General features: G+C 71.9%; 17 protein-coding genes. 7 read left to right on the top strand and 10 right to left on the bottom strand.

From position 1 onward, the window contains the following. The first annotated feature begins 14 nt into the window (after positions 1–14). A complete protein-coding gene (gene sufT / locus LXT23_RS17685; RefSeq protein WP_253981340.1) occupies positions 15–557 on the top strand; it encodes a putative Fe-S cluster assembly protein SufT in 543 nt (180 codons plus the stop codon). Positions 558–600: 43 nt separating this feature from the next. Here sufT and LXT23_RS17680 read toward each other — a convergent pair whose 3' ends face one another. Beyond that, a complete protein-coding gene (locus LXT23_RS17680; protein ID WP_253981339.1) occupies positions 601–1275 on the bottom strand; it encodes a type 1 glutamine amidotransferase domain-containing protein in 675 nt (224 codons plus the stop codon). Between the two features lie 284 nt (positions 1276–1559). Here LXT23_RS17680 and LXT23_RS17675 point away from each other — a divergent pair, with 284 nt between their 5' ends. Then, a complete protein-coding gene (locus LXT23_RS17675) occupies positions 1560–2690 on the top strand; it encodes an isoaspartyl peptidase/L-asparaginase family protein (protein WP_253981338.1) in 1131 nt (376 codons plus the stop codon). 18 nt (positions 2691–2708) lie between these two features. On the opposite strand, the gene LXT23_RS17670 is transcribed toward LXT23_RS17675, so the two are convergent. Continuing rightward, complete coding sequence (locus LXT23_RS17670; RefSeq protein WP_253981337.1) at positions 2709–3578, bottom strand: DUF6463 family protein; 870 nt, start codon at positions 3576–3578, stop codon at positions 2709–2711. Between the two features lie 123 nt (positions 3579–3701). Here LXT23_RS17670 and LXT23_RS17665 point away from each other — a divergent pair, with 123 nt between their 5' ends. Next, entirely contained in the window at positions 3702–4358 is a 657-nt protein-coding gene (locus tag LXT23_RS17665; protein ID WP_253981336.1) for a TetR/AcrR family transcriptional regulator, read from the top strand. 574 nt (positions 4359–4932) lie between these two features. Here LXT23_RS17665 and LXT23_RS17660 read toward each other — a convergent pair. From LXT23_RS17660 to LXT23_RS17650, 3 genes are all read right to left on the bottom strand, one after another. Further along, positions 4933–7563 (bottom strand): PQQ-dependent sugar dehydrogenase, encoded by a 2631-nt coding sequence (locus LXT23_RS17660; protein WP_253981335.1) that lies wholly within the window; start codon positions 7561–7563, stop codon positions 4933–4935. 99 nt (positions 7564–7662) lie between these two features. Next, entirely contained in the window at positions 7663–8724 is a 1062-nt protein-coding gene (locus tag LXT23_RS17655; protein ID WP_253981334.1) for a hypothetical protein, read from the bottom strand. A gap of 168 nt (positions 8725–8892) precedes the next feature. After that, positions 8893–9924, bottom strand: coding sequence for a zinc metalloprotease (locus tag LXT23_RS17650; RefSeq protein ID WP_253981333.1), 1032 nt, complete (start codon positions 9922–9924; stop codon positions 8893–8895). A gap of 208 nt (positions 9925–10132) precedes the next feature. Here LXT23_RS17650 and LXT23_RS17645 point away from each other — a divergent pair, with 208 nt between their 5' ends. Further along, positions 10133–11083 carry an ankyrin repeat domain-containing protein gene (locus LXT23_RS17645; protein ID WP_253981332.1) on the top strand — a complete coding sequence of 317 codons (951 nt, stop codon included), beginning with the start codon at positions 10133–10135 and terminating at the stop codon, positions 11081–11083. Between the two features lie 6 nt (positions 11084–11089). Here LXT23_RS17645 and LXT23_RS17640 read toward each other — a convergent pair whose 3' ends face one another. The 4 genes from LXT23_RS17640 to LXT23_RS17625 all read right to left on the bottom strand — a co-directional run bounded on the left by LXT23_RS17640 (position 11090) and on the right by LXT23_RS17625 (position 18100). After that, positions 11090–14869, bottom strand: coding sequence for a tetratricopeptide repeat protein (locus LXT23_RS17640; protein ID WP_253981331.1), 3780 nt, complete (start codon positions 14867–14869; stop codon positions 11090–11092). A gap of 96 nt (positions 14870–14965) precedes the next feature. Beyond that, complete coding sequence (locus tag LXT23_RS17635) at positions 14966–16810, bottom strand: serine/threonine-protein kinase (RefSeq protein ID WP_253981330.1); 1845 nt, start codon at positions 16808–16810, stop codon at positions 14966–14968. Positions 16811–16942: 132 nt separating this feature from the next. After that, entirely contained in the window at positions 16943–17533 is a 591-nt protein-coding gene (locus tag LXT23_RS17630) for a GAF domain-containing protein (RefSeq protein ID WP_253981329.1), read from the bottom strand. 315 nt (positions 17534–17848) lie between these two features. Continuing rightward, positions 17849–18100, bottom strand: coding sequence for a hypothetical protein (locus LXT23_RS17625; RefSeq protein ID WP_253981328.1), 252 nt, complete (start codon positions 18098–18100; stop codon positions 17849–17851). 332 nt (positions 18101–18432) lie between these two features. Between LXT23_RS17625 and LXT23_RS17620 the strand changes: the two genes are divergently transcribed. From LXT23_RS17620 to LXT23_RS17610, 3 genes are read left to right on the top strand one after another with little or no spacing between them, the layout of a single operon-like run. Next, positions 18433–18894, top strand: a complete 462-nt coding sequence (locus tag LXT23_RS17620; RefSeq protein WP_253981327.1) for a hypothetical protein — start codon at positions 18433–18435, stop codon at positions 18892–18894. A 48-nt stretch (positions 18895–18942) separates the two neighbouring features. Beyond that, positions 18943–20376, top strand: coding sequence for a sensor histidine kinase (locus LXT23_RS17615; protein ID WP_253981405.1), 1434 nt, complete (start codon positions 18943–18945; stop codon positions 20374–20376). Then, positions 20373–21716 (top strand): sigma-54-dependent transcriptional regulator, encoded by a 1344-nt coding sequence (locus LXT23_RS17610; protein WP_253981326.1) that lies wholly within the window; start codon positions 20373–20375, stop codon positions 21714–21716. The genes LXT23_RS17615 and LXT23_RS17610 overlap by 4 nt, the downstream gene beginning before the upstream one ends. Here LXT23_RS17610 and LXT23_RS17605 read toward each other — a convergent pair. Next, positions 21677–22396, bottom strand: coding sequence for a hypothetical protein (locus tag LXT23_RS17605; protein WP_253981325.1), 720 nt, complete (start codon positions 22394–22396; stop codon positions 21677–21679). The genes LXT23_RS17610 and LXT23_RS17605 overlap by 40 nt on opposite strands. Between the last annotated feature and the right edge of the window lie 123 nt (positions 22397–22519).

Genomic DNA, 22519 nt, shown 5'->3' with positions numbered 1-22519 from the left:
GGAGGGAGGGCGGCATGCGAGGAAATCTGGCGGTGCTTCAGCAGGACGTGTCCGCGACCATCATCCCCAGTGGTGACAGGGTGTCGCTGCCCGCGGGCGCGGAGCTGCGGGTGATGCAGACTTTGGGCGGCAACATCACGGTGCAGGACCCGTACGGGCAGCTGTTCCGCATCGACGAGAAGGACGGCGGCGCGCTGGGCGAGGAGTACGCGCCCAAGGAGAGGGCGGCGGCGGACGACGGCACCTTCAACGAGGAGCAGGTCTGGGAGCAGCTGCGCACGGTGTACGACCCGGAGATTCCGGTGAACATCGTGGAGCTGGGCCTGGTGTACGCGTGCAAGGCCGAGCCACTGCCGGAGGGCGGGCAGCGGGTGGACATCCAGATGACGCTGACGGCGCCCGGCTGCGGCATGGGACCGGTGCTGGTGGACGACGTGCGGCAGAAGGTGTCGTCGGTGCCGGGCGTGAAGGAAGCCAACGTCGAGCTGGTGTGGGAGCCGCCGTGGGACCAGGGGCGGATGACGGACGTGGCGCGCCTGCAGCTCGGGTGGATGTGACGGTGCGGGCCCGGTAGCCCGGGCCCGTCGCCAGGCCGGGACGTCAGCGCATGGCCGCCAGCCTGCGCACGCCGAAGCCGAGCGCCGCCGTGGCCAGGCTGCCGGCGAGCAGCTTCGGCCACCTCCGCCGGGGCGGGGCTTCTGGCAGCGCGCTCTCGAGGCGGCCCTCCACCTCCGGCATCTTCTCCAGGAAGAGCTCCACCATGGCCGCGTTGAAGGCGGGCAGGTCGTGCGGGCCCCGGCTGGACACCCAGTTGCGGTCCCGGACGACGGCCTCGTCCACCCACTCGCCGCCCGCGTTCTTCACGTCGTCATGGATGCCGGGCCAGGAGGTCAGCTTGCGTCCCTCCACCAGCCCCGCGGACACCAGCACCCATGGGCCGTGGCAGATGACGGCGATGGGCAGGTCGAGCATGTCCGCGTCCTGCACGAAGTCCCGCGCCAGCGCGCTCTGCCGCAGGGCGTCGGGGTTCATGAAGCCGCCGGGGATGAGCACCGCGTCATAGTCCGCCGCCTTCACCTCCGGCAGCGTCGCGTCCACGGGCACCTTCTTCCCGGGGTACATCAGGTTCATCCCCCGAATCTTCCCCTTGTGGAGCGAGACGACCGTCACCTCCGCGCCCTCGCGCTTCAGCTTCTTGACGGGGATGGTCAGCTCCACCTGCTCGAAGCCATCCATCGCCAGCACCGCCACTCGCAAGCCCTTCAGCTTCTTCATCACGCGCACCTTCTTGTCCCGGAAGTCTGTCGCTCCTGACCCTGTGCATGCCCCGCGGGCGCGTGAATGCCGGGGGCGGCAGGTCCTCGAGCCGCTCTCTCCCTCCGCTCAGGGGGCAGGCAGGCGACGCAGGCTCTCGGGGCGCTCCGGTTGTACCTCCCTGGAGGGCGTGCTACCGACCGGGCGGTCCGCTCGATGGAAGGTGGCGCGGTGCGCCCCGTCCAGGCGGTTGCGGTTGATGACTCGCGGTCCTCGTCCCCTGGACGCCCCCGGAGGCCCACCGAATGTCCGCTTCGCTCTCTCCCCTTCATCGCGGTCTCATCGCGAGCACCGCGCTCCTGCTCACCCCCGTGGGCTGCACCAGCGTCGAGTCCGCTCGCGTGGACGAGGCCCGCCTCACCACGGGTGACGCGCCGGCCCGGAAGCCGAAGTGGGGCCTGGTCATCCACGGCGGCGCGGGCGTCATCTCCCGGGAGAACCTCTCCCCCGAGCGCGAGGCCGAGGTCCGCGCCGCGCTCACCCAGGCGCTCCAGGCCGGCCATGCCGTGCTGGCCAGGGGCGGCACCAGCCTGGACGCGGTGTCCGCCGCCATCCGCGTGCTGGAGGACTCGCCGTACTTCAACGCCGGCAAGGGCGCCGTGTTCAACCACGACGGCATCAACGAGCTGGACGCCGCCATCATGGATGGGAAGACGCGCATGGCCGGCTCGGTGGCGGGCTTGCGGCACGTGCGAAACCCCATCGACCTGGCTCGGCGGGTGATGGAGCAGTCCCCGCACGTGATGATGATTGGCGAGGGCGCGGAGACCTTCGCGAAGGCGCAGGGCCTGGAACTGGTGGACCCGAAGTACTTCTACACGGAGGAGCGCTGGCAGGGGCTCCAGCGCGCGCTGGAGAAGGAGCGCCAGCAGCAGCAGGCCGCTCCGCCGGGGCAGCCGACGTCGTCGCTCCCGGCGGGGCATGACCCCATCACCGGCGACCACAAGTTCGGCACCGTGGGCGCGGTGGCGCTGGACCAGGCCGGCAACCTCGCCGCGGGGACGTCTACCGGGGGCATGACGAACAAGCGCTACGGCCGTGTCGGTGACGCGCCCATCATCGGCGCCGGGACGTATGCGGACCCGCGCTGCGCCGTCTCCGCCACCGGGCATGGCGAGTTCTTCATCCGCTACACCGTGGCGCGCGACATCTGCGCCCGCGTGGAGTACCAGGAGCTGCCCCTGCCCGAGGCCGCCAACCACGTCGTCAACGACGTGCTGGTGAAGGCGGGCGGCGAGGGCGGCATCATCGCCATGGACCACCAGGGCAACGTGGCCATGCCGTTCAACTCCAGCGGCATGTACCGCGGCTACATGGGCGAGGATGGCCAGCCCCACGTGGCCATCTTCAAGGACGCGCCTGCCACCACGAAGTAGGGCGAGAGGCGTCCCGGGTCAGGCCGGGTGCGCGGCGGGTGCGGTGCTCGCCGCCGCTCGCGCCATGGCGCCCACCACGAGGTGATGGAAGGGCCGGATGACGTTGAAGTACACCGGCCCCGTCCACTTCCGGTAGTGCACCACCGTCACTACGTGGAAGCGCCGCCGGGAGCCTTCGCCCGGCTCCACCACGACCGCCAGCAGGGCCTCCAGGTGCGTGTCGGCCGCGCTCGCCACCCAGACGTGCTCCTCCTCGGCGTGGCGCACCGTGAAGAAGGACGCGGCGCTGCCCTGGGCCATGGGGATGTCCTCGGGACGTGAGCGCAGGGGGCCAGGCATGCCGTGCTGGCGCATCCCGAGCAGCCGGACGAAGACGGCGCGCACCCCGTACAGCGCCGTCACCCACGCGGGCTGGTAGGACAGCAGCCCCGCGAGGAAGGCGCGCAGCGAGGCCTCGGACTCCACCGTCTTCACGTCCACGTGGTCCGCGCCCTCGGTGAAGGGCCGCAGCACCTCCGGCAGCGCCGGCTTCGGAGCCCGGGCCCGGAACAGCGCGAGCACGCCCAGCGGGAAGAGCGTCCAGCCGCCGGTGTCGGGCATGGGCACGACGAAGAAGAGCCCGAGGCCGAGCAGGCCCCAGGCGAAGCCCGCCGGGGGCGGGCGGCCCACCGCACGCTCCACCCAGCGGCACAGCGCTCCGGCGAGAATCATGAAGAGGCCCGTCGCCAGGAACCAGAAGGCGGCCGCCCGGGGGCTGGTGTCCTCGCCGACGGTGTCGAACACGCCTGCTCGCACCATCTCCAGCAGGGGCTCCCGGAAGAGCACCAGCCCCACGGCCTGGTGCAGCGCCCCAATGACCATCAGCAGCGTCCCCGTCGTCACTCGCATCGGCGGCCTCCATTCCTGTCATCGGATACGGTGCCGTATCGCGATACGGTACCGTATAGGACAGGGCTGACGGGGAGACAGCCCTGGACGCCAGGAAAGGGGTCCTCCAGACTGGGTTGAACGATGAGCCGCGCTTCTTCCCGCCCGCCCCCCTCCGCCCCCTTCAGGAGTTTCGAGGACATCCGCGAGCGGCGCCGGGGGCCCGGCCTGTCGGCCGAGGACTGGGCGGATGCCGCGCTCTGGAGCCTCGCGGACGGCGTGGAGGCCCTCTCCGTCGAGAGGCTGGCCCGGCGGCTGGGGGTGACGAAGGGGGGCTTCTACTGGCACTTCAAGGACCGGGCCGAGCTGCTCCAGGCCGCGCTCGCGCGCTGGGAGCAGCTGGCGACGGGGGAGGTCATCGCCCGGCTGGAGGCACTGTCCGACCCTCGGGAGCGGCTGCACCGGCTGCTGGCGCTGACCTTCGAGGACGGCCCGCACGGGAAGATTGAGGTCGCCATCGCGGTGGGCGCTTCGGACCCGCGCATCCAGCCGGTGCTCGAGCGCGTCTCGAAGCGGCGCATCGACTACCTGGTGAAGCTGTACCGGGCGCTGGGGCTGCCGGTGCGCGAGGCGCGCCACTGGGCGCTGCAGGCGTATTCCACCTACGTGGGCCTGCTGCACCTCGCCATCGCCAGCCCGGACACGCTGGGCTCCGAGCGGGCGCGCGCTGAGTACGTCAAGCACGTCGCCCGGTCGCTGATACCGGGCTCCGCCGCGCTTCCGAGCGAGCGAGGCCCGTAGCGGAGCGCGCACGGCGGGCGACCGGACTGTACGCGTCCGTGGAGCAGCTCAGCTGATGGGGGCGTGCCCACGCTGGGGCGGAGCGGGCGGCCAGCTTGGAAGGAGCGTTCCTTCCAGGCCGCAGGGCGGAGCGGGCGGCCAGCTTGGAAGGAACGCTCCTTCCAAGCGGCGGTGGCGCGGACGGTCCGCGTGGAATGAGCGTTCCTTCCAGGTCTGGGGGCGGAGCTGGCGGCCAGCCTGGCATGAGCATTACTGGCGGGCTTGGGAGGCACGGGGGCTGCCCGTACGGAATGAGGGTTCCTTCCAGGTCTGGGGCGCGGAACTGGCGGCCAGCCTGGCATGAACGTTCCTGGCAGGCTCGGGAGGCACGGCGTGCCGCCCGGGCGGAATGAGCGTTCCTTCCACGCGATGGGCCGGAGCGGGCCGAGTTCCTTGGCGGTGGATGGCCCCGCCCGCCGGGGGCGTCTTGTCGTCGGTAACGCGCCTCGGAACGTCCCCGCCAGCGCGTCAGCTTCGGTGTTCCGGGGGCCACCACCCACGGAGCCGGGCTGACGCGCTGGCAGAGCCTTCGCGGCTACTCCTGCTGCTCGACGTCGATGAAGTTGATCTTGTTGTTCGCCGCGCCGCTGCCGCTGGTGAGGCTCAGCCGGCCGTCGGTGACGGTGACGCTCGCGGTGGACGTGAAGAACCGCGTGCTGGTGTTGGGCGTCCCGGACAGCGCCAGCTGCCCCTCCAGCGCCAGCCGGAAGACGCTGTCGAAGTGGTCAGGGTCCCCCGCGGCCAGCGTCACGGAGTACCGGCCCGACGGCACCGCCAGCTCCCACGAGGCATTCGGGTTCTCCGCCTTCTGCAGGTGGTTGAACGTGTCGTAGCGCTGGTCCGGCGACGTCGCGCTGTTCCGGTCCCGCGCCAGCGCGCTGTTGTCCGCGTTCCACCCGTAGCTGAAGCCATTGCCCCGCGCCCCGAAGACGAGGCCCGCGTCGGCGACATAGCCCGCGGGCACCGGCGCACCGGCCGGCTGGAAGTTCACCCGCGCCCGCAGGCCGTCCTTGTACGTGGCGGTGAGGCTGGATGCCCCATCCGGCGTCAGGTAGCCGTGCGCTCGCGCCCCGCCGTCGGACCACGCGCTCCACACCTTCCACGCCCCCGTGGAGTCAGCCTGCGCCGGCGCGGAGACGTTGAGCGTGTAGCCCGGCCACGACTTCACCGTCGCCGGCGTGGTGAAGCTCGTCCCGTTGACCTGGAGCGTCAGCCCCGACGGCACCGAGCCCAGCGCCACGTCCACGATGATGGGCAGCACGTCGCGCGTCACCGTGGTGCTCCGGCCCTGCGAGTCCGTCGCCGTGAGGATGATCTCCACGTAGTTCGTGTTGACGGCGGCCAGGTCCTCCGGCGAGGGCGCGGCGAGGGTGAGGTTGTTGCCGGTGGTGGGCGTGAGCAGCGGGTGGGTGTGCTCGTCATGGTGCAGCAGTGCCTCCCAGCGGAGGCTGCTGTCCGGCAGCTGGCCGTCCTCGGCGTCCGTGGCGCTGCCCGTCAGCACCAGCGTCTGGCCCACCCGGAAGCGCAGGCCGGCGGCCGGCGAGGTGATGGTGACCACCGGCGCCGTGTTGCCCGCGTCGATGCGCACCGTGGCCGCCTGGGTGGACGAGGCCCCCCGCGCGTCGCGCACCGTGAGGGACGCGGTGAACGCGCCCGCCGTCGTGTAGACGTGGCTTGTCGTCGGCGTGGTCGTCTGCACCACCGCGCTGCCGTCGCCGAAGTTCCAGAGGTACGTCAGCGCGTCCCCATCCGGGTCGCTGCTGCCACCGCCGTTGAAGGAGACGGTGAGCGGTGTGGAGCCCGCCGTGGGAGACGCCGTGACGGCGGCCACCGGCGGCCGGTTGGTCGTGCCGCTGTAGTTGATGCGGCGCACCTCGCCGCCATTCGCATAGGTCGTGTAGTAGAGCGCCTGGCCCGCGCTGGAGGGGCCGAAGCGCAGCGTCACCGCGGAGCTGCCGCCCAGGCCGGTGGCGAACGCGCTCACCGACACCGCGCCGCCCGCGCCGCGCGTCAGCTTGAAGACCTTGCCGCAGACGTAGTCGCTGAAGAAGTAGGCGTTGTCGTCACCCGGCGCCCACGCACCCACGGGCGCAAAGGTACCGCCCGTAATCGAGTTGCAGTTCTGGAAGGGCGAGCTCGCGTCGTTGGTGCCGTGCTTGTAGTCGAAGATGGGGTTGGTCATCCCCGCCGGAGGCGCGCCGCAGCTCGTGGTGGAGTTGTTCGCGCAGTGGCCCTCGCGCGTGTTCCAGCCGTAGTCCGCGCCCTTGATGCCCTCGTCGATTTCCTCCCACACGCCCTGGCCCACGTCGTTGATGAAGAACGTGTTGGTGCCGGGCTGGAAGGCGAAGCGGAACGGGTTGCGCAGGCCGGTGGCGTAGTTCTCCTGGCACGGCCCGGTGCCCGTCGGCACGCCCGCGGGGTTGCCGCAGCGGCGGCTGCCAGCGGCCGCGTACCAGGGGTTGTCCGTGGGGATGCTCCCGTCCTTGCGGATGCGCAGCATCTTCCCCAGCATCACGTCCAGCCGGCGCGCGGTGGTGTTCTGCCCCGCGCAGCGCGTCGGGTCGCCCAGTTGGCACCCGCCGTCACCTACGCTGATGTAGAGCAGCCCGTCCTGCCCGAAGTGCAGGTCCCCGCCGTTGTGGTTGCCCGCGGTGGAGGGGATGTTGTCCAGCAGCACCAGCTCGCTGGACGCGGCCACGACGTTGGTGTCCGGCAGCGTGAAGCGCGACACGCGGTTGACGGCCACGTTGGTGATGTTCGTCGTGCACGTGTTGAACTTGTTGAACGTGTAATAGACGTAGATGTAGCGGTTGGTGGCGAAGGCCGGGTCCACCGCGATGCCCAGCAGGCCGCGCTCGGAGTTGGTGCAGAGCCGCGCCGTCAGGTCCAGCGCCGGCGTGGGCAGCAGCGCGCCATTCGCGTAGACGCGGAGCTGGCCAGGCTGCGTGGTGATGAGCAGCCGGCCATCCGGCGTGAAGGCGAGCGCCGTGGGCCGCGCAATCGCCGTCACCTGCGCGTCCGTGTACGACGGCGGCAGGGTGATGGCGGCTTCAGCGCTCTCCAGCTCGGCGCCTTCGGGCACCTCGGGAGAGGGCTCCGGCGCGCAGGCCACGGCCAGCAGGAGCAACCAGGTGAGACGGAGGGGGGACGCCAGTCGAGGTGTCATGGATGACTCCGGTGAGGGTCATTCGGCACCTGTTGTTTTGCTGGTTAGTCCTGCTTTACGCGAGTGTCATTTCAATGCGTGTCGAGCAGTGAACGCTGGTCAGTCGCGACGCCGGTCCCGGTTGCGCTGATGGGAGTTGCCAGGAGACGCGGAGTGGTCCCGGTTGCGAGGCCCGCTCCAGCCGCCGCGGTCGTGATTCCGGGAGCCGTCATCACGGCTCCGGTAGCGGTTGCCAGGAGGGCTCCGGTCGCCGGAGTCGTAGCGCCGCGGGCCGGAGTCATGGCGCCGCGGACCGGAGTCGTAGCGCCGGTAGCCGTAATCGGGACGCCGGTAGCCATAGTCATGCCTCCGGTGGCCGTAGTCATGGCTGCGGTAGTGGTGGCGGACGCGGTAGTCGTAGTAGCGCACCACCGGATAGCGGCGCCACGTATGGGCGAAGTAGTACGGGTGCCCCCAGCTCACGCGCACGCTCGCGTGGCGGTAGACGGGGACGCTGACCCGGACCGAGCCCCGGACGGCCCAGCCGCCGCACGAGAAGAACCAGGACGGCCCGCGCCGCACCCACCGGGGCGAGACGTAGACGAGGTTCGGCTGCGGAGGCGCGACCCACGCACCGTCCACCCAGACATGGGTGGCGCCCGTCCAGTACCAGTAGCCCGGCGTCCAGACGAGGTCCGGCGCGGGTGCCGGAGGAGCCGCCTCCACCCGGACCGGGGGAGGGGCCTGCACGGTGGAGAGCGTCTCGCTCGACGGCGCGACGGGAATCTCCACCATGTTCGAGTCCAGCCGCGCCCACCCTCCGGACACCCAGCGCCAGCCCTGGCTGTCCTGCTCCCAGTAGCCGTTGATGAAGCGGTAGCCCGCCATGGGGGCAATCCACGTCCCCGGGTTGTAGCGCCACTCGTCGCCGTCCCAGAACCAGTGGCCGTTGACCCACACCGCCCCCGCGAAGGGGCGGGGCGTCGGGTTCTCCGCGGGCAGCTCGGGAGGCGCGGTGGGGGCGGTGGGGACGGCGTCCTCCTGGGGCGCGGCGTCTTCGTAGGCGCCCTCGTCCTGGTACTCGGAATACTCGGGGTCCTCATAGGGGACCGGGGTCGTCTGCGCCTGCACCGAGGGCGCCGCCAGCAGCGCCGCGAGGTAGAGCCAGGTTCGAGGAGTCATGACGTCGTCTCCGTTGGATGCGCAACACACTCCGCGCCAGGGCGGGCCCTGACGCGAAGGTGAGACGGACCCGCTCCTGTTCTATTCACGCCCCCCGGAGCCCCGGAGCCCCGGAGCCGGGAGGGGCCGCTCGCCGGCCCGGCGCACCGGGGAGCGCGGGGACGGGGCCTACGGCACGTCCGGGAAGAACGGCGTGACGTACCAGGGCTGCGGGCCGGTGGTGCACACCTTGTCGCCGTTGGCGTTCGGCTGGCAGTAGCCCGTGGCGCACTGGCTGGCGGTGCGGCAGGTGAAGCCGGCGGGGATGGCGGCGGCCTCCTTGGGGTACTGCGCGGTGGGCAGGCACCACAGCCGGTTGCCGCTCCAGTTGCCGCCACAGCGCTTCGTGGCGCACTGGTAGTCGATGCCGCAGAAGGACCAGTTCTCCTGCTTGGCCTGCGTGGCGGGGCTGGCCTCCACCGTGGCCGGCGCGGTGCCGGTGAAGTGCTTGTTCGTGTAGTCGCCGTGGAAGTTCATGATGGAGGCGGGGTCCGCGTCATGTGGCAGCGTGAAGCCGTGCCCCAGCTCGTGCGCCACCGTGCCGTGCCAGAACTCCTGCGTGCACCACCACTCGCCCGCGCACTTCGACTGCTCCACCAGCGACTCCAGCCCGAGGATGGCCAGGCCCCGGCCGTCGTTGTAGCCATTGCCGCCGGCCCAGCCCAGCAGGTCGCGCCCGATGACCAGCGCGATGTGGTGGGACGTGCCGGTGTACGTCCACGGGTTCCAGCCCAGCTTGGCCTGGATTTCGCCTGGGATTTCCGCCCAGACGTTGTTGTTGGTGAGGTAGTACGCGGCCGTCTTGTCGCCGGCCATCGTCACCAGCGGCTCCCAGCGCACGTTCTTGTTGGGCAGCTCTCGCTGGTACCAGCGCCGCACGTTGCCGAGCGCCTGCGTCAGCGTGGTGACCTGCTGCGGGGTGACGGAGCTGCCCTGGGGCACGAGCAGGATGGGCGTGACGACGGACGTCACCGCCAGCTGCGCCCGGGGGCCTTCCGCGCCCGGCGTGCTCTCCAGCACCTCCGGCAGCGGCTGCTCACAGTCCAAAAGCGGCGCGGGTGCGGACGCCAGCTCCGCGGTCTCCGCCGCGGCGGAGCCGCAGGCCGCCAATCCCAACATCCCCAGCGCCGGCACCGCACGAACCCACTTCTTCCAGTTCATTCGCTGCTCCTCGGTTGCACGGACGTGCCCCCGTCCGTGATGCGGGGAGTTGATATGGGATTGGGCTGACACGGCCACCCGCAAGCAGCGAATGGCGCCACGCAATGCCGCCAGCGGGCATTGGAAACGCAGCCGGTCCGGAAAAGACGCACCCCACCTGAAACGGGAGGACTATTGCAAGGCGCCGGTTTCCGGGGAGACTGCCGGCATGTACTACGTCGCCGCGCTGGTGGCCCTGGTGGTCCTGTTCCTGCTCGTTCACCGCGCCCTTCGCTCCCGGAGAGACCTGGTGGCCACCATCCGCCAGGGTGACGCCTCGCGGGTGGAGGCCCTGCTGCGCCGCAGGCCGGAGGCGCTCGTCCAGGCCCGCGAGGCCGTGCGCGGGCCGCTCCAGGCCGCGGCGGCCGTGGGGCGCCGCGACATCGTCGACGTGCTGCTGGCCCGGGGCGTGGACCCGGCGGGCATCGACGGCTGGGGGCAGAGCGCGCTGCACGTGGCGGCGCTGCACGGGCATGCCGACCTGGTGCGGCGCTTCGTGGAGCTGGGCGTGGATGTGAACCAGCGGGCGGGGCGAGCCACCTCGGACAAGGTGCCGGCGCGGCCGGGCGCCACCGCCTTCCACTTCGCCTGCGGCGCCGGCCAGCTCGCCGCGCTGGAGGTGGTGCTGGAGAAGGGGGGCGCATGGGACGCGGTGGACGAGCGGGACCTCACCGGCCTGCACGAGGTGGCGGCCCGCTCCGGCTCGGTGGAGGTGGCGCGGCGGCTGCTGGAGCTGGGCTGTCCCGTGGACGCGGTGGACTGCCTGGGGCAGACGCCGCTGATGCTGGCGCTGGCCTACAAGCGCACCGGGCTGGCCTCCCTGCTGGTGACGCGCGGCGCCAGCCCCCACGCCCGGGGCCCCATGGAGTTCACCCCGCTGCACCTGGCCGCCCTGCGCGGGCTGGAGGACCTGGTCTCCGCGCTGCTCGCCGCGGGCGCGGACCCGCTGGCCCGCAACGACTTGAAGCAGACGCCGCTGGACGTGGCCCGCGCGGAAGGGCACGGGGGCGTCGTGGCCCTCCTCGAGCGGGCCATGCCTCCGGGCGCGGCGGCGGCCCCCGAGGCCGCGCAGCCGGAGGCGGTGCTGGCACCGCCCCGGCCCCGGTCGTCAGAGGGCTAGCGCCGGCTACTGCTTCACCAGCACCAGCTCGCGCGTCTGGATGAGGTCCACGTCGCCGGTGAAGCCGGCGAACTGCTCGTACTTGTTCGGCGCGACGCGGGTGCGCGGCACGCGCAGCGACTCGGTGATGGTGAGGGTGCCGCCCTCCTGCTTCTCCGCGCGGGTGAAGCGGCCGAACGGGCTGTCCACGTTCAGCGACGCCTGCGGGTCCGTCAGCCGCCAGCCGCCCGGCAGCGCCAGCGTCACCTGCGTGCGGCTGGCCTCCGTGTTGTCGATGTAGAGCGGCGTGCGGCGCGAGCTGAGCTGCACGTAGCGCCGGCCCAGCTGCGCGGGGAAGGTGAGGGGCCCCAGCGCCATCCGCTTGTCCCCCTCCAGCCGGCCGAAGCGAGGCACGGTGAACTCGTAGCGCAGCACGAAGGGCGCGCCCACCTGCTCCTGGTAGTCAATCTTCACGCTCGACAGCGAGGCACCGCCGAAGTACCGCGCCACCGCGCCCTGGAGCGCCTGGTTGCGGCTCTCCGCCGACAGCTGGTTGAAGGCCTCCGCCAGCTGCGCCGCCTCGAAGCCCGAGTACACCTCCTCGCCCTTGCCGGTGAGCTTCCCGTCCTCGGCGAGCTGCAGCGACAGCCGCACCTCCTTGCCGGGCACCTCCTTCAGCGGCGGCGTCTCCACCTTCTGCGCCGGCAGGCCGGGCTCCGGCAGCAGGTACGCCTCGCGCCCGCCCATGGCGGACTCCGGCAGCTCGCCGAAGGGGCCGTTGCGCACCGACGTGTCCACCCACACCGGCTCGCCCCCCGGCAGCTCCACGCGCAGCGCCGCGAAGGGCAGCAGGCTGTCGTTGGGGAAGAGGTACTGCGCGGGGTCCACGGTGAAGGTGCGAATGGCCACCACGCGCGCCGGAATCCCCAGCGTGTCCAGCCCGGCCTTCATCACCATCAGCCGGCTGCCCCGGTCCTGCGCCACCGTGGACGCCGCGGACTGGCCCAGCCCCGAGTCCCTGCCGCTGAAGCGCTGGTTCGCCGCCGCGTGCAGCGCCTTCACCGCCTCCAGGCCCTCCTTGCCCTCGGCCGCCTTGCGCGCGAAGGCCTCCACCTCCGCCGTGCGCTGCCACCGCTCCTGGAAGACGTCGCCGTAGATGCGCACCAGCCCGTCGTTGCCCGTGGCCCCGGCGCCCACCATGACGAAGGGCAGGTACTCGTTGCCCGACGGCGGCGAGTCCGGCTCCGCGATGAACGGCGGCACCCGGCGCGCCTCGTAGTGGAAGACCTCCACGTCGCCAGTCACCTTCGGCGCGGGCGCCTTCATCCCGTGCGCGTCCACCTTCATGCCGCTGCCCTTGGGCGCGACGACGGTGTACGTCGTCCAGGCGTTGGGCTGGTTGGCAATCTGGAAGTAGAAGGCGGACGCGGTGAAGCCCGGCTGCGCGGGGCCGCGCGGGTTCTCCGCCAATAGATATTCCACCTCCACGTAGTCACCCACCGCCACGCCGGGCAGGCTCACCGTGTCCTTGCCCTCGATGTTCTCCGGCTCCAGCACCCGGCCGTCCGCCTTCAGCGTGCGCAGCGCCAGCACCTGCGCGCCGCGGGGCACCGTCACCTCCGCGATGTCCTGCACGCCGGACTGCTCCAGCGCCTTCTGCACGGTGTGGATGCGGTTGACGATGCTGCCGTCCGGGTACACGCGCACCGCGGCCGCATCCAGCACGAAGACGGCCGCGCTGCCGCTGGACATGGGCTCGGCCTCGTAGGCGCGGATGGCCTCGCGCCCGTCGATGGCGTGCTCCTGCAGCAGCTCGCGGCCCGTCTTCGCCCGCTCCACCGCGCGGCGCAGGGCCAGGTCGTCTCCCTCCATGGCCAGCGCCTTCTCCCGCAGCGCCAGGGCCTCGGCCGGCTGGCCCGAGTACTCGCGCACGTCCGCCATCCGCTTCACCAGGTCCGCGCTGCGCGGCCACACCTTCGCCAGCTCGCGCAGCACCGCCATGGCGTCGTCGTAGCGGCGCAGGGCCACGTACACGTTGGCCAGCGAGGTGCCCGTGCTCACGCTGCTCGGGTCCTGGGCCACCAGCTGGGCGTACAGCTTCGCGGCGGTCTCCATGTCGCCGCGCGTGCGCGCGTGCTCCGCCTCCCGCACCGTCGTCCCGGGGCAGCCCTGCTGCGCCGCCACCAGCTGGTCGCCGCGCTCCACCGCGTCGCGCCGGCGGGCCAGGTTGTACTGCAGCCCCAGCGCCTCACACAGGCCGGGGCGCACCTCCAGCGCCGCCGCCAGGGACTCCTCGGCCAGCGCCTCCACGTCCAGCGCCAGCGCCGCGCGCGCCCGCGCCATGGACACCGCGGGGCTGACGGGGCCCTGCGTCGAGTCCACCGCCTTCAGGGCCTCCAGCGCCGGGGCATTCTGCCCGTCATCCAGGAAGAGGTCCGTGCGCACCAGCACCGCGGCCACGTTGCCCGGGTCCTTCGCCAGCACCACCTCCAGGTCCCGCGTGGCCCGGCCCCGCGCCACCTTGCTGGGCACGGTGCGGTCCGTCGCCGCCAGCTCCGCGCGCAGCGCCAGCAGGGCCGGCGTGTTGGCGTCCACCGCCGCCATCAGCCGCCGCGCGCCGTCCGCGTCCCGGCCCATGCCGTCACGCACCGCCAGCACGGTGGACAGCAGGTCCCCCGCCTCCTCCGCCAGCGCCGCCTTCAGGCTCTGCGTCGTGGGGTACACGCCCGGCGTCTCCTCGGAGGCGCCATGCGCGCGGCCCCAGGCCTGCGGCGCGGCGCCCGAGGCGGGCGTGACGCGCACGCCCGAGGGCCGGCCATCCGCGCGCAGCAGGGAGAAGGTGAGCACGCCGGAGGTGCCGGCCTTGAGCTGGCGGATGAGGAAGCGGTGCTTGCCCGCGGGCAGCTCCACCGTGCGCGCGGTGATGGTGGAGGTGGCTCGCTCCCAGGAGCGGCGCTCCATCAGCGGCGTGCCGTCCAGCAGCACCTGGTGCGACGTGCCGCTCACCGAGCGGGCCACGTAGGTGCCCGGCTCCGTCACCTCCGCGTCGAAGGCGTGCACGTACAGGTCGCCCTCGCCGGGCTCGCCGCCCAGGTCCAGCCGTCCGTCGGGCGCGCGCAGCGTGCGCACGGCCACCGGGCCGAAGGGGCCGGTGAAGGGGCCCGCCAGCGAGCCGCTCCTGCTCACCGGGTCCGCGTCGTCCCACGCCAGGATGTGGAAGGCCGAGAAGGGCCCCACGAGCGACACCTCACCCACGCCGCCCAGCTCGCGCAGCGCCGCGTCCCGCGCCTTCGCGTCGCCCCGCACCGTGTGCACGGACAGCCGCGCGCCGCGCAGCAGGTAGGCCGCCTCGCCCGTCGCGCCCGCCGCCAGCGCCCGGTCCACGCCCTTGAGGATTTCGTCGTCCTGGGCCTTGGACGCGCCCACCGCGTCCAGCATGTAGCGCGCGGCGAAGACGGCCAGCGGGTGCCCGGGGGCGCGCACCGCCAGCTCCACGGCGGCCGCCAGCGCCCGGTCGCCCCGGGCCGCCCGCCGCGCCATCAGGTGCTGCCCGGCGAGCGCGTACACGTCGCCCGCGTCCTTCGCCACCGCCGCGTCGAAGCGCTGCTGCGCCAGCGTGGCGTCAGCCGCCACCAGGTACGCGTGGAAGCCCGCGAACGCGAGCGTGCGGGCCTCGTCATTGCCCTTCTCCGCCCGCTCCGCGGCGGACTCGAGGACGCGAGGGGTGACGGAGGTGGAGGAACGGGGGCAGCCGGACAGGGCTGCGACGAAGGCGAGCGCGGCGAGTCCGCGGCGGAAGGTGCGCATAGGAGGGCCGAGGGATAATTCAATCCCTCGTCAGTGGCCATATTCCCCTGCGCTGGGATGTCCGCCGCGGGCGCTCGGCCCGGGAGCGCCGCCGTGCTACCGCCTCTTGCCACCCTTCGGGGGCGGCTTGACGGGCTGCTTCTTGGGGGGAGGCGGAGGGGGACGCTTGGGCGTCACCGCCTTGGCGGGCACCGCGTTGGCCACCACGGGCCGGGCCATGGGAGGCACCACCACTGGCGCCGTCGTCCCTGGAGGCGGGGACTTGCGGACGATATAGGTGAAGCCCTCGGCACGGCAGGCGCCCTCGTTGCAGCCGAAGCCGGGCACGGGCGCGTTGCCGAAGTGCTCCATCCACCCCGGGCCCAGGTTCAGGGGCTCGCCGATGGCGCGCTGGTCCTTCCCCTTGCCCACGTACCCCTGGAGGAGGCCCTCGGCGTCCACCTTGAGCTCCAGGTGCGCCTCTCCCTCGGGCGAGGCCAACCCCAGCATGGCGCCCCGGCGCTCACCCAGGACCCACTCCAGTGCCATGGGCTCGCCGGCACCGTTGTAGGTGAGTGCCACATAGCGGCCCGTGCTGCCCGTCAACAGCAGCGCGGCCACGGGGTCCGGCGCAGGGCTGTCCAGTTTCAGCGCGGTGCGCAGGCGGCGCTCCCAGGAGGGAGGTTGGGCGTCTACTCGAACGCGAGCGCTGAGCGAGAGGATGTCGCCCTCGAAGCCCACCACGTCCACGATGGTGCGGCCTACCCGGGGCTGCTCGTCCACCAGCGGGTAGACGAGCGCCTTCCCCTCGAACTGGATCGGCCGGCCCGTCACCAGCAACGCCATCGCGTCCGGTCCATCACCCAGGTTCACCGTGAACTTCTCGGCGCCAGTTTCCTTCCGTCCGGGCCCCGAGCCCGAGCTAGCCGTCCCCAGGTCCGACATGATTGCCACGCCGGGCCTGGCGCGTGAGGGCTGGTTGCCGCGCAGCAGCGCGAGGCCCAGCACGACCGCGGCTGCCAGCACCAGCAGCACGGCCGCCACCTGCAGCGTGCGGTTCACCACCTTGCGCACGCCCTGGCGGAAGCGCTGCATGCGCGTCTGCTTCGTCGGCAGCAGCGAGGGCAGGCTGCCCGGCACCAGGATTTCCAGGTCCGCGATGAGCGCCGTCACCGAGGGGTAGCGGTCATCCGGGTCCGGCTTGAGGCACCGGGTGACGATGGCGTCCAGCCGCGTGTCCACGCCCTGGCGCTTGCGCGAGGGCGGGTCGAAGGTGCCCAGCGGCACCTCGCCGGTGAGCCACTCGTAGAGGATGACGCCCAGCGAGAAGATGTCCGCGCGCGCGTCCGCGTTCTTCGCGTCCACGCGCTGCTCGGGCGCCATGTACGACAGCGTGCCCATGGACACGTGCGTGGAGGTGAGCGCGTAGCGCGAGGAGGGGCTGGCGTCCGCCAGGAAGGAGGCGAGCCCGAAGTCCGACACCTTGGCAATGCCGCCGGCCTGCTGGTCCAGCAGGATGTTCTCCGGCTTCAAGTCCCGGTGGATGACGCCGCGGCCGTGCGCGTACTCGATGGCCCGGCAGATTTCGAGCATCCGCCGCAGCGCGACGGGGACATTGAGGTCCGGTGCGCGGATCAGCTCGCGCAGCGACGGGCCGTCCACGAACTCCATCACCAGGTAATAGGTGGTGTCCGTCTTCCCCTTGTCGACGATGGAGACGACGTGGGGGTGGCTCAGGGCGGCCAGCGCGGCGGCTTCCTTCTGGAAGCGCGCGATGAAGGACGGGTCCTTGGCCAACTCGGGGTTGAGCAGCTTTACGGCCACCGTCCGGCCGAGCGAGAGCTGGGTGGCCTTGTGGACTTCACCCATGCCTCCGCTACCGACCAGCTTCTCGAGGTGGTAGCCGCTGATGAGGTCCGGAGAGCGTGGCCGGCTGATCGCGGTGGGGTCGATTGAGGACATGGCGGTGGGCGAGGGGGGCCGCCAGGGTAGCAGAAACGCGGCAGCGTTCTATCCGCTCGCGTCACGGGTCGTCGCTGCCCCCCCAGGTGGGCAGCCAGGCGTCGTTTCGCAGGACGCCGCCAGGGCCCCGGGTCAGTGCCCGGACGCCGGCGTGCGGCTCACGGCCTGCCGCAGGCTGTTGCGCACCTGGTCCAGCGAGGAGCGCATCTGCCCGTGACGGATGGACGCCGCCACCGCGCGCGCCAGCGACTTGAGCAGGTTGACCTCCTCCGGCTTCCAGGCGCGGGGGCCGCGGCAGTCCTCGAAGGCTACCACTCCCCACCACTGCTGCCGGGAGGGGTTGATGGGGCACAGCAGCACCGACTGTGTTCCCTGGCGCTCCAGCAGCTCGCGCATCGTCGGCGGCGCGTCGCGCGTGGGGCACGCCACCACCATGCCCGCCTCCAGCATGTCCACCCAGCCCGGCGCGAAGTCGCGGAAGGAGAAGGCGCGCAGCACCGGGTTGGCCAGCGCCGACGGCGTGGGCGGCTCCGCCCAGGCGTAGCGCATGTCGGTGATGAAGCGGCCGTACGTGCCCTGCGTGCGGTTCTCGAAGATGTAGGCGCGGTGGATGCCCAGCGCGTGGCCCACCATGCTCAACGCCTCGACGCCGGTGCTCGGGCCCAGGCCCTTCTCCAGCAGCAGCTTCGAGGCTTCGGACACCTTCGAGAAGGCTTCGATCATTTGAGAGGGCTCCAGAAGTACGACTGTCTCGATGAGTTCCGTCACTATCCGGAACGGTCTGTCATCCGCTTAAGTCACATTAAGCAGGATTCTTCTATCTCTGTCAAATCTCAAACTCACTGAAGACGCCGGAATCATCGCGGCAGCAATGACTCGGGAGGGGTGTAACCGACCTCCAGCCTGTTTTCGAGGGAAGCCCCTCCAGAGTTGCGAGCGTGGGTGAAAGGACACCCGGAAAAGGTCACGGGGGTGCCCCCCTTGGAAAGGGCACCCCCGTGCGTGGGGTACTGCGGTCCGGTAATCAGTAAATCAGGACTACTTGGTGTCCGCGGCCGTCTCGGCCTTGGGAGCGGCCTTCTTGGCCTTCTTGGCGGGCTTGGCCTCGGCCTTGGGGGCCTCGGCGGCGGGGGCGGGAGCAGCCTCGGCGGCGGGGGCGGGGGCAGCTTCGGCCTTCGGAGCCTCGGCGGCGGCGGCCGGCTTGGTCTCCGCGGCGGCGGCGGCCGGGGCGGGGGTGTTGGCGAACGCGGTGGCGGCGGCGAGGAGGGCGGCGGCGAAGACGGTCTTCATGGAAAGCTCCGTTCGGGGGGGACGACGCTGGATTGCGTCGCTGTTGGTGGGCAGTCCCCTGAGCAGCCGGCGTGCCAGGGGCCCCTCCAGAGGGAAGCCGGGGTGCAAGGGGCCGCGGTCTGGGGAGAAACTCCCCGGTTGGCCGCAAGACAGTGGGGGCCTGCTCCCCAGGCAGGCACTTGTCGCTTTGACGACACCGGAGCAGTTGAGCAAGCTGCACGCGCTACCGTGTTGCGCGGCGGCGGGCCCAGGCCCGCCATCCCGTTGCAGGGTGGCAGGCCCGGGCCTTTCGCCGCGCATGTCGCGCAGCCACGGTACGGGAGAGACGGTGTATGCGGTACCTGCGGGTCGCTACGGCGGTGGCATGGCTGGGAGCCGGATGTGCGGGAGTGCCGCCCGCGCTGCACGAGGCCCAGGTGCTCGAGACGGAGCGGTGGCGCCGCGAGTACGAGGCGGAGCGCGAGCGCACCGAGCAGCTGGCGGCGCGGCTGGCGGCGCTCGAGTCCACCATGGAGCGGCTGGCGCTGGAGCGCGCCGAGGCGGAGCAGGGCCGCGCGGTGATTCTGGAGGAGCTGGTGCGCACGGAGGCGGACCGGCACGCGCTGGAGGAGCACAACCAGCAGCTGCTGGCGCTGGAGCGCGAGCTGAACGAGCTCAAGGCCCTGAAGGAGGTCCACGAGGAGCTGTCGGACGTCTGGTACGAGTCCGCGCTGGAGCGCGCCCGGCGGCGCGTGCAGCCTCCGCAGCCGTCCGGCCCCACCCCGGAAGGGGCCAACGGGGCCGCGGCCCCATGAAGGACGGGCGGTCCCGCGACGCGGGGGCGCCGTGGTAGAGGACTCGGCCTGGTGAGCTCCCGCACCCCCATCCGCGGCTACCGCGCCGGCTTCTTCTTCGTGGTGGCCCTGCTGTCCGCCGTCACGGCCTTCACGCTGTGGACGGAGGTCCGCACGGGCCAGCAGGTGGACGCGCTGGTGCGCGAGGCGCTGGAGCGCGCGAGCCTCATCGGCCGCATCCGCGTGGACGCGCTGTCGCTGGAGTCGGCCATCGAGGCGCACATCCGCGCCACGGACGACGCCGAGCGCCGGGCGGCGGACGCGGTGATGGAGGAGATTCTCGGGGACATCCGCGCCGCGTCGGAGGCGTACACGCGCAACCTGCCGCCGGGTGACACCGCGGCATGGGAGCGCTTCAACGCCGCGTGCCAGGGGCTGGCGAACCAGGTGCGCGCGGCGGCCGTCTTCTCGCAGCGGCGCGAGGCGGAGCGGGCACGGCGCCACCTGGCCGAGCGCATCCGCCCGCTGGCGGCGGAGCTGGACGCGCTGGCCGGCACGCTGTCCCGGGAGAACGCGGACGAGGCCCAGTCGCTGGTGGGCCGGCTGGCGGACCTGCGCGTGGGCAACACGGCGCTGGGCGCGAGCGCCACGCTGCTGGCCATCCTCGTGTCGCTGGCCGTGGGGCTGCAGATTACGTCCGTGCTCAAGCGGCAGGACGCCACCATCCAGGGGCAGCTGGAGGAGCTGGGCCGGCACAACCAGGAGCTGGACGCCTTCACCCGGCGCGTGGCGCACGACCTCATCTCCCCGCTGGCGCCGCTCAAGGGCTACCTGACGCTCATCCGCCGCACCGGCGCGGTGAAGGACGCGGGGGCGCTGGAGATGCTGGCGCAGTGCGAGTCCAGCGCGGTGCGCATGGGCGAGCTGATTGAAGCCCTGCTGCGCTTCTGCCGGGCGGGCACGCGCGGGGAGCGCACGGTGGGGGAGCTGGACACGGCCGTCACCACGGTGCTGCTGGAGGTGGCGCAGACGGCGGCGGCGCAGGGTGTGGCGCTGGAGCGGCAGCTGGAGCCCGGCGTGGCGGTGGACTGTCCGGGCCAGCTGCTCCAGGTGAGCGCGCGGAATCTGCTGTCCAACGCGGTGAAGTACACGGCGGGGCGGCCGGAGCCGAAGGTGACGGTGCGGGTGGCCACGGAGGGGAGCGACGCGGTGCTGGAGGTGACGGACAACGGCCTGGGCATGTCGGCGGCGACGCAGGCCTCGCTGTTCCAGCCCTTCTTCCGCGCGCCCGAGGTGCGCGGGTTGCCGGGCCACGGCCTGGGGATGGCCACCACGAAGCGCGTGGTGGAGGCGCACGGCGGCACGCTGGTGGTGCGCTCGGAAGAGGGGAAGGGGACGCACGTGGTGGTGCGCTTCCCCCGCGTGGTGCGCCCGGTGGCGGCGGGGAGCACCGGTGAGCCCATGACTTCGTCCGCCGCTTCGATGCGCAAGGTGGGGACATGAGCACGGCCCGCATCCTCGTGGTGGACGACGACCCCCAGGCTCGCGACCTGCTCCAGCGGCTGTTGGGCACGCTGGGCGCGGTGACGCAGGCGCCGGACCCGAAGCGGGCCGCGGAGCGCATCGCGGAAGGGCCGTTCGATTTGGTGATGACGGACATGGCCATGCCCGAGCCGGGGGATGGCCTCAAGGTACTGCAGGAGGTGAAGTCGCAGCTGCCGGACACGCCGGTCATCGTGGTGACGGCGTTCGGCAACATCGAGGGCGCGCTGGACAGCATCCAGCAGGGCGCCTTCGACTACCTGGCCAAGCCGTTCGACGTGGACGCGATTCTTCGCGTGGCGCGGCGGGCGCTGGAGCAGAAGCGGCTGGTGGAGGAGAACCGCTCGCTGAGGCAGCAGGTGGAGCGCACGTCGCTGGTGCTGGTGGGGCGCAGCCCCGCGCTGCTGGAGGTGTACAAGCAGGTGGCGCGCGCGGCGGCGAGCAACGTGCCGGTGCTGATTACGGGCGAGACGGGGACGGGGAAGGAGATGGTGGCGCGGGCGCTGCACAAGCGCTCGCCCCGGGCGCCGGGGCCGTTCATCCCGGTGGACTGCGGAGCGATTACCGAGTCGCTGATGGAGAGCGAGCTGTTCGGCCATGCGAAGGGCAGCTTCACGGGCGCCTCGGGCGCGCGGCGGGGCGTCTTCGAGGAGGCCAACGGCGGCACGCTCTTCCTGGACGAGATTGGCGACGTGGGGATGAAGGTCCAGTCGCAGCTCTTGCGCGTGCTGCAGGAGGGCGAGATTCGCCGGGTGGGCGAGAGCCTGCCGGTGAAGGTGGACGTGCGGGTGGTGGCGGCGACGAACAAGGACCTGAAGGCGCGGGTGGTGGAGGGGCTGTTCCGCGAGGATTTGCTCTACCGGCTGGACGTGGTGCACCTGCACCTGCCGCCGCTGCGGGAGCGGCGCGAGGACGTGCCGGCGCTGGTGGAGCACTTCGCGGGGCGGCACGCGCGGGGCGGGGTGCGGCCGGTGGTGACGCCGGACGCGATGGCGCGGCTGACGGGCTACGACTGGCCGGGCAACGTGCGGCAGCTGGAGAACGTGGTGGCGCGGGCGCTCGCGCTGAACGTGACGGGCGTGCTGGGCCCGCAGGACTTCCCGGAGCCCATCGGCGATGCGACGCAGAAGCTGACGGGGCTGGCGGGGGACCTGCCCAGCCTGGCGGAGCTGTCACGCCGGTACGCGGCGCACGTGCTCCAGCACGTGGGTGGCAACAAGAGCGAGGCGGCGCGCCTGCTCGACGTGGACCGGAAGACGCTCTACAAGCTGCTGGAGACGCCCGAGGCCGGGGCGGAGTGAAGCCAGTAGAACGCGTGGATGCGCTCATCCTCGTGGAAGTCGAACATGCAGCCGTCGCGGTGCCGCGCGCCTGGAACCCAGATGACTTGCATTCCGAAGTGGGGGACCACCCGGTACTCCACCCCTCGGGACGTCAGCGCCTGTTCGAGCTGACGCCTCGTCGTCGATGGCTCCAGGAACCAACCCCCGAGGTGCAGGCTGGTGAACTCGCCCAGCCCATCGTCGATTTCGAAGTAGAGGAGTGCATCGTCCTGCAGGTACAGCTGCACGGAGCCGTAGAGCCAGCCGACGAAGCCGGGCCCAGACAATGGCGTGACGCCTTCGGGAAGTCCCAGCAGCGCCACCAGGGCGTCGGCTGACATTCCCGCGCACAGCGGCTCGAGGGTGCCCCGCTTCAGTGCCTCCACGAAGTCGATGTCCACGCGGCGTCCCAGGTGGATGTCCTGGAACGCGCTCGCCTCGACTCGCAGCGTCCGGTGGACCTGCTCCAGCGCCTCCTCCTCCGATGCGAACTCCTCCGGAAAGCCCCTGGGGAGGGGCAGCTGTCGGGGAGCTGGCGTCAGGTAGTCCCGGTACAGGGTGACCTCATGGCTGGGGGACTCTCCCGGCGACTCGAAGCTGCGGAGGAGGACGGTCTGCCCTCCAGGCATCGTGGCGAACAGCGTCCTGCGGCAATCCATGGGCAGCTCCGCCTTTCCTGGCCACCGTACGCAAGTGAAGGAGTCGCGACGAGGCCTCGGCACTGACGGGTGCCGGGCCACCCACTGACAGCGGGCCCTCGATTGCGCGATGCTCCCCGGCAC

The organism is Pyxidicoccus xibeiensis (assembly GCF_024198175.1).
Lineage (GTDB): Bacteria > Myxococcota > Myxococcia > Myxococcales > Myxococcaceae > Myxococcus > Myxococcus xibeiensis.
Note: the sequence above shows the minus strand (reverse complement) of the source record. Positions and strands in the feature narration are given on the sequence as shown.

Coding starts and splice junctions, on each gene's coding strand:
- LXT23_RS17670 (WP_253981337.1), bottom strand. CDS start 3,578: ATGCGAGTGACGACGGGGACGCTGCTGATGGTCATTGGGGCGCTGCAC.
- LXT23_RS17635 (WP_253981330.1), bottom strand. CDS start 16,810: ATGTCCTCAATCGACCCCACCGCGATCAGCCGGCCACGCTCTCCGGAC.
- LXT23_RS17680 (WP_253981339.1), bottom strand. CDS start 1,275: ATGAAGAAGCTGAAGGGCTTGCGAGTGGCGGTGCTGGCGATGGATGGC.
- LXT23_RS17650 (WP_253981333.1), bottom strand. CDS start 9,924: ATGAACTGGAAGAAGTGGGTTCGTGCGGTGCCGGCGCTGGGGATGTTG.
- LXT23_RS17645 (WP_253981332.1), top strand. CDS start 10,133: ATGTACTACGTCGCCGCGCTGGTGGCCCTGGTGGTCCTGTTCCTGCTC.
- LXT23_RS17660 (WP_253981335.1), bottom strand. CDS start 7,563: ATGACACCTCGACTGGCGTCCCCCCTCCGTCTCACCTGGTTGCTCCTG.
- LXT23_RS17620 (WP_253981327.1), top strand. CDS start 18,433: ATGCGGTACCTGCGGGTCGCTACGGCGGTGGCATGGCTGGGAGCCGGA.
- LXT23_RS17610 (WP_253981326.1), top strand. CDS start 20,373: ATGAGCACGGCCCGCATCCTCGTGGTGGACGACGACCCCCAGGCTCGC.
- LXT23_RS17640 (WP_253981331.1), bottom strand. CDS start 14,869: ATGCGCACCTTCCGCCGCGGACTCGCCGCGCTCGCCTTCGTCGCAGCC.
- LXT23_RS17675 (WP_253981338.1), top strand. CDS start 1,560: ATGTCCGCTTCGCTCTCTCCCCTTCATCGCGGTCTCATCGCGAGCACC.
- LXT23_RS17655 (WP_253981334.1), bottom strand. CDS start 8,724: ATGACTCCTCGAACCTGGCTCTACCTCGCGGCGCTGCTGGCGGCGCCC.
- LXT23_RS17605 (WP_253981325.1), bottom strand. CDS start 22,396: ATGGATTGCCGCAGGACGCTGTTCGCCACGATGCCTGGAGGGCAGACC.
- LXT23_RS17665 (WP_253981336.1), top strand. CDS start 3,702: ATGAGCCGCGCTTCTTCCCGCCCGCCCCCCTCCGCCCCCTTCAGGAGT.
- LXT23_RS17630 (WP_253981329.1), bottom strand. CDS start 17,533: ATGATCGAAGCCTTCTCGAAGGTGTCCGAAGCCTCGAAGCTGCTGCTG.
- sufT (WP_253981340.1), top strand. CDS start 15: ATGCGAGGAAATCTGGCGGTGCTTCAGCAGGACGTGTCCGCGACCATC.
- LXT23_RS17625 (WP_253981328.1), bottom strand. CDS start 18,100: ATGAAGACCGTCTTCGCCGCCGCCCTCCTCGCCGCCGCCACCGCGTTC.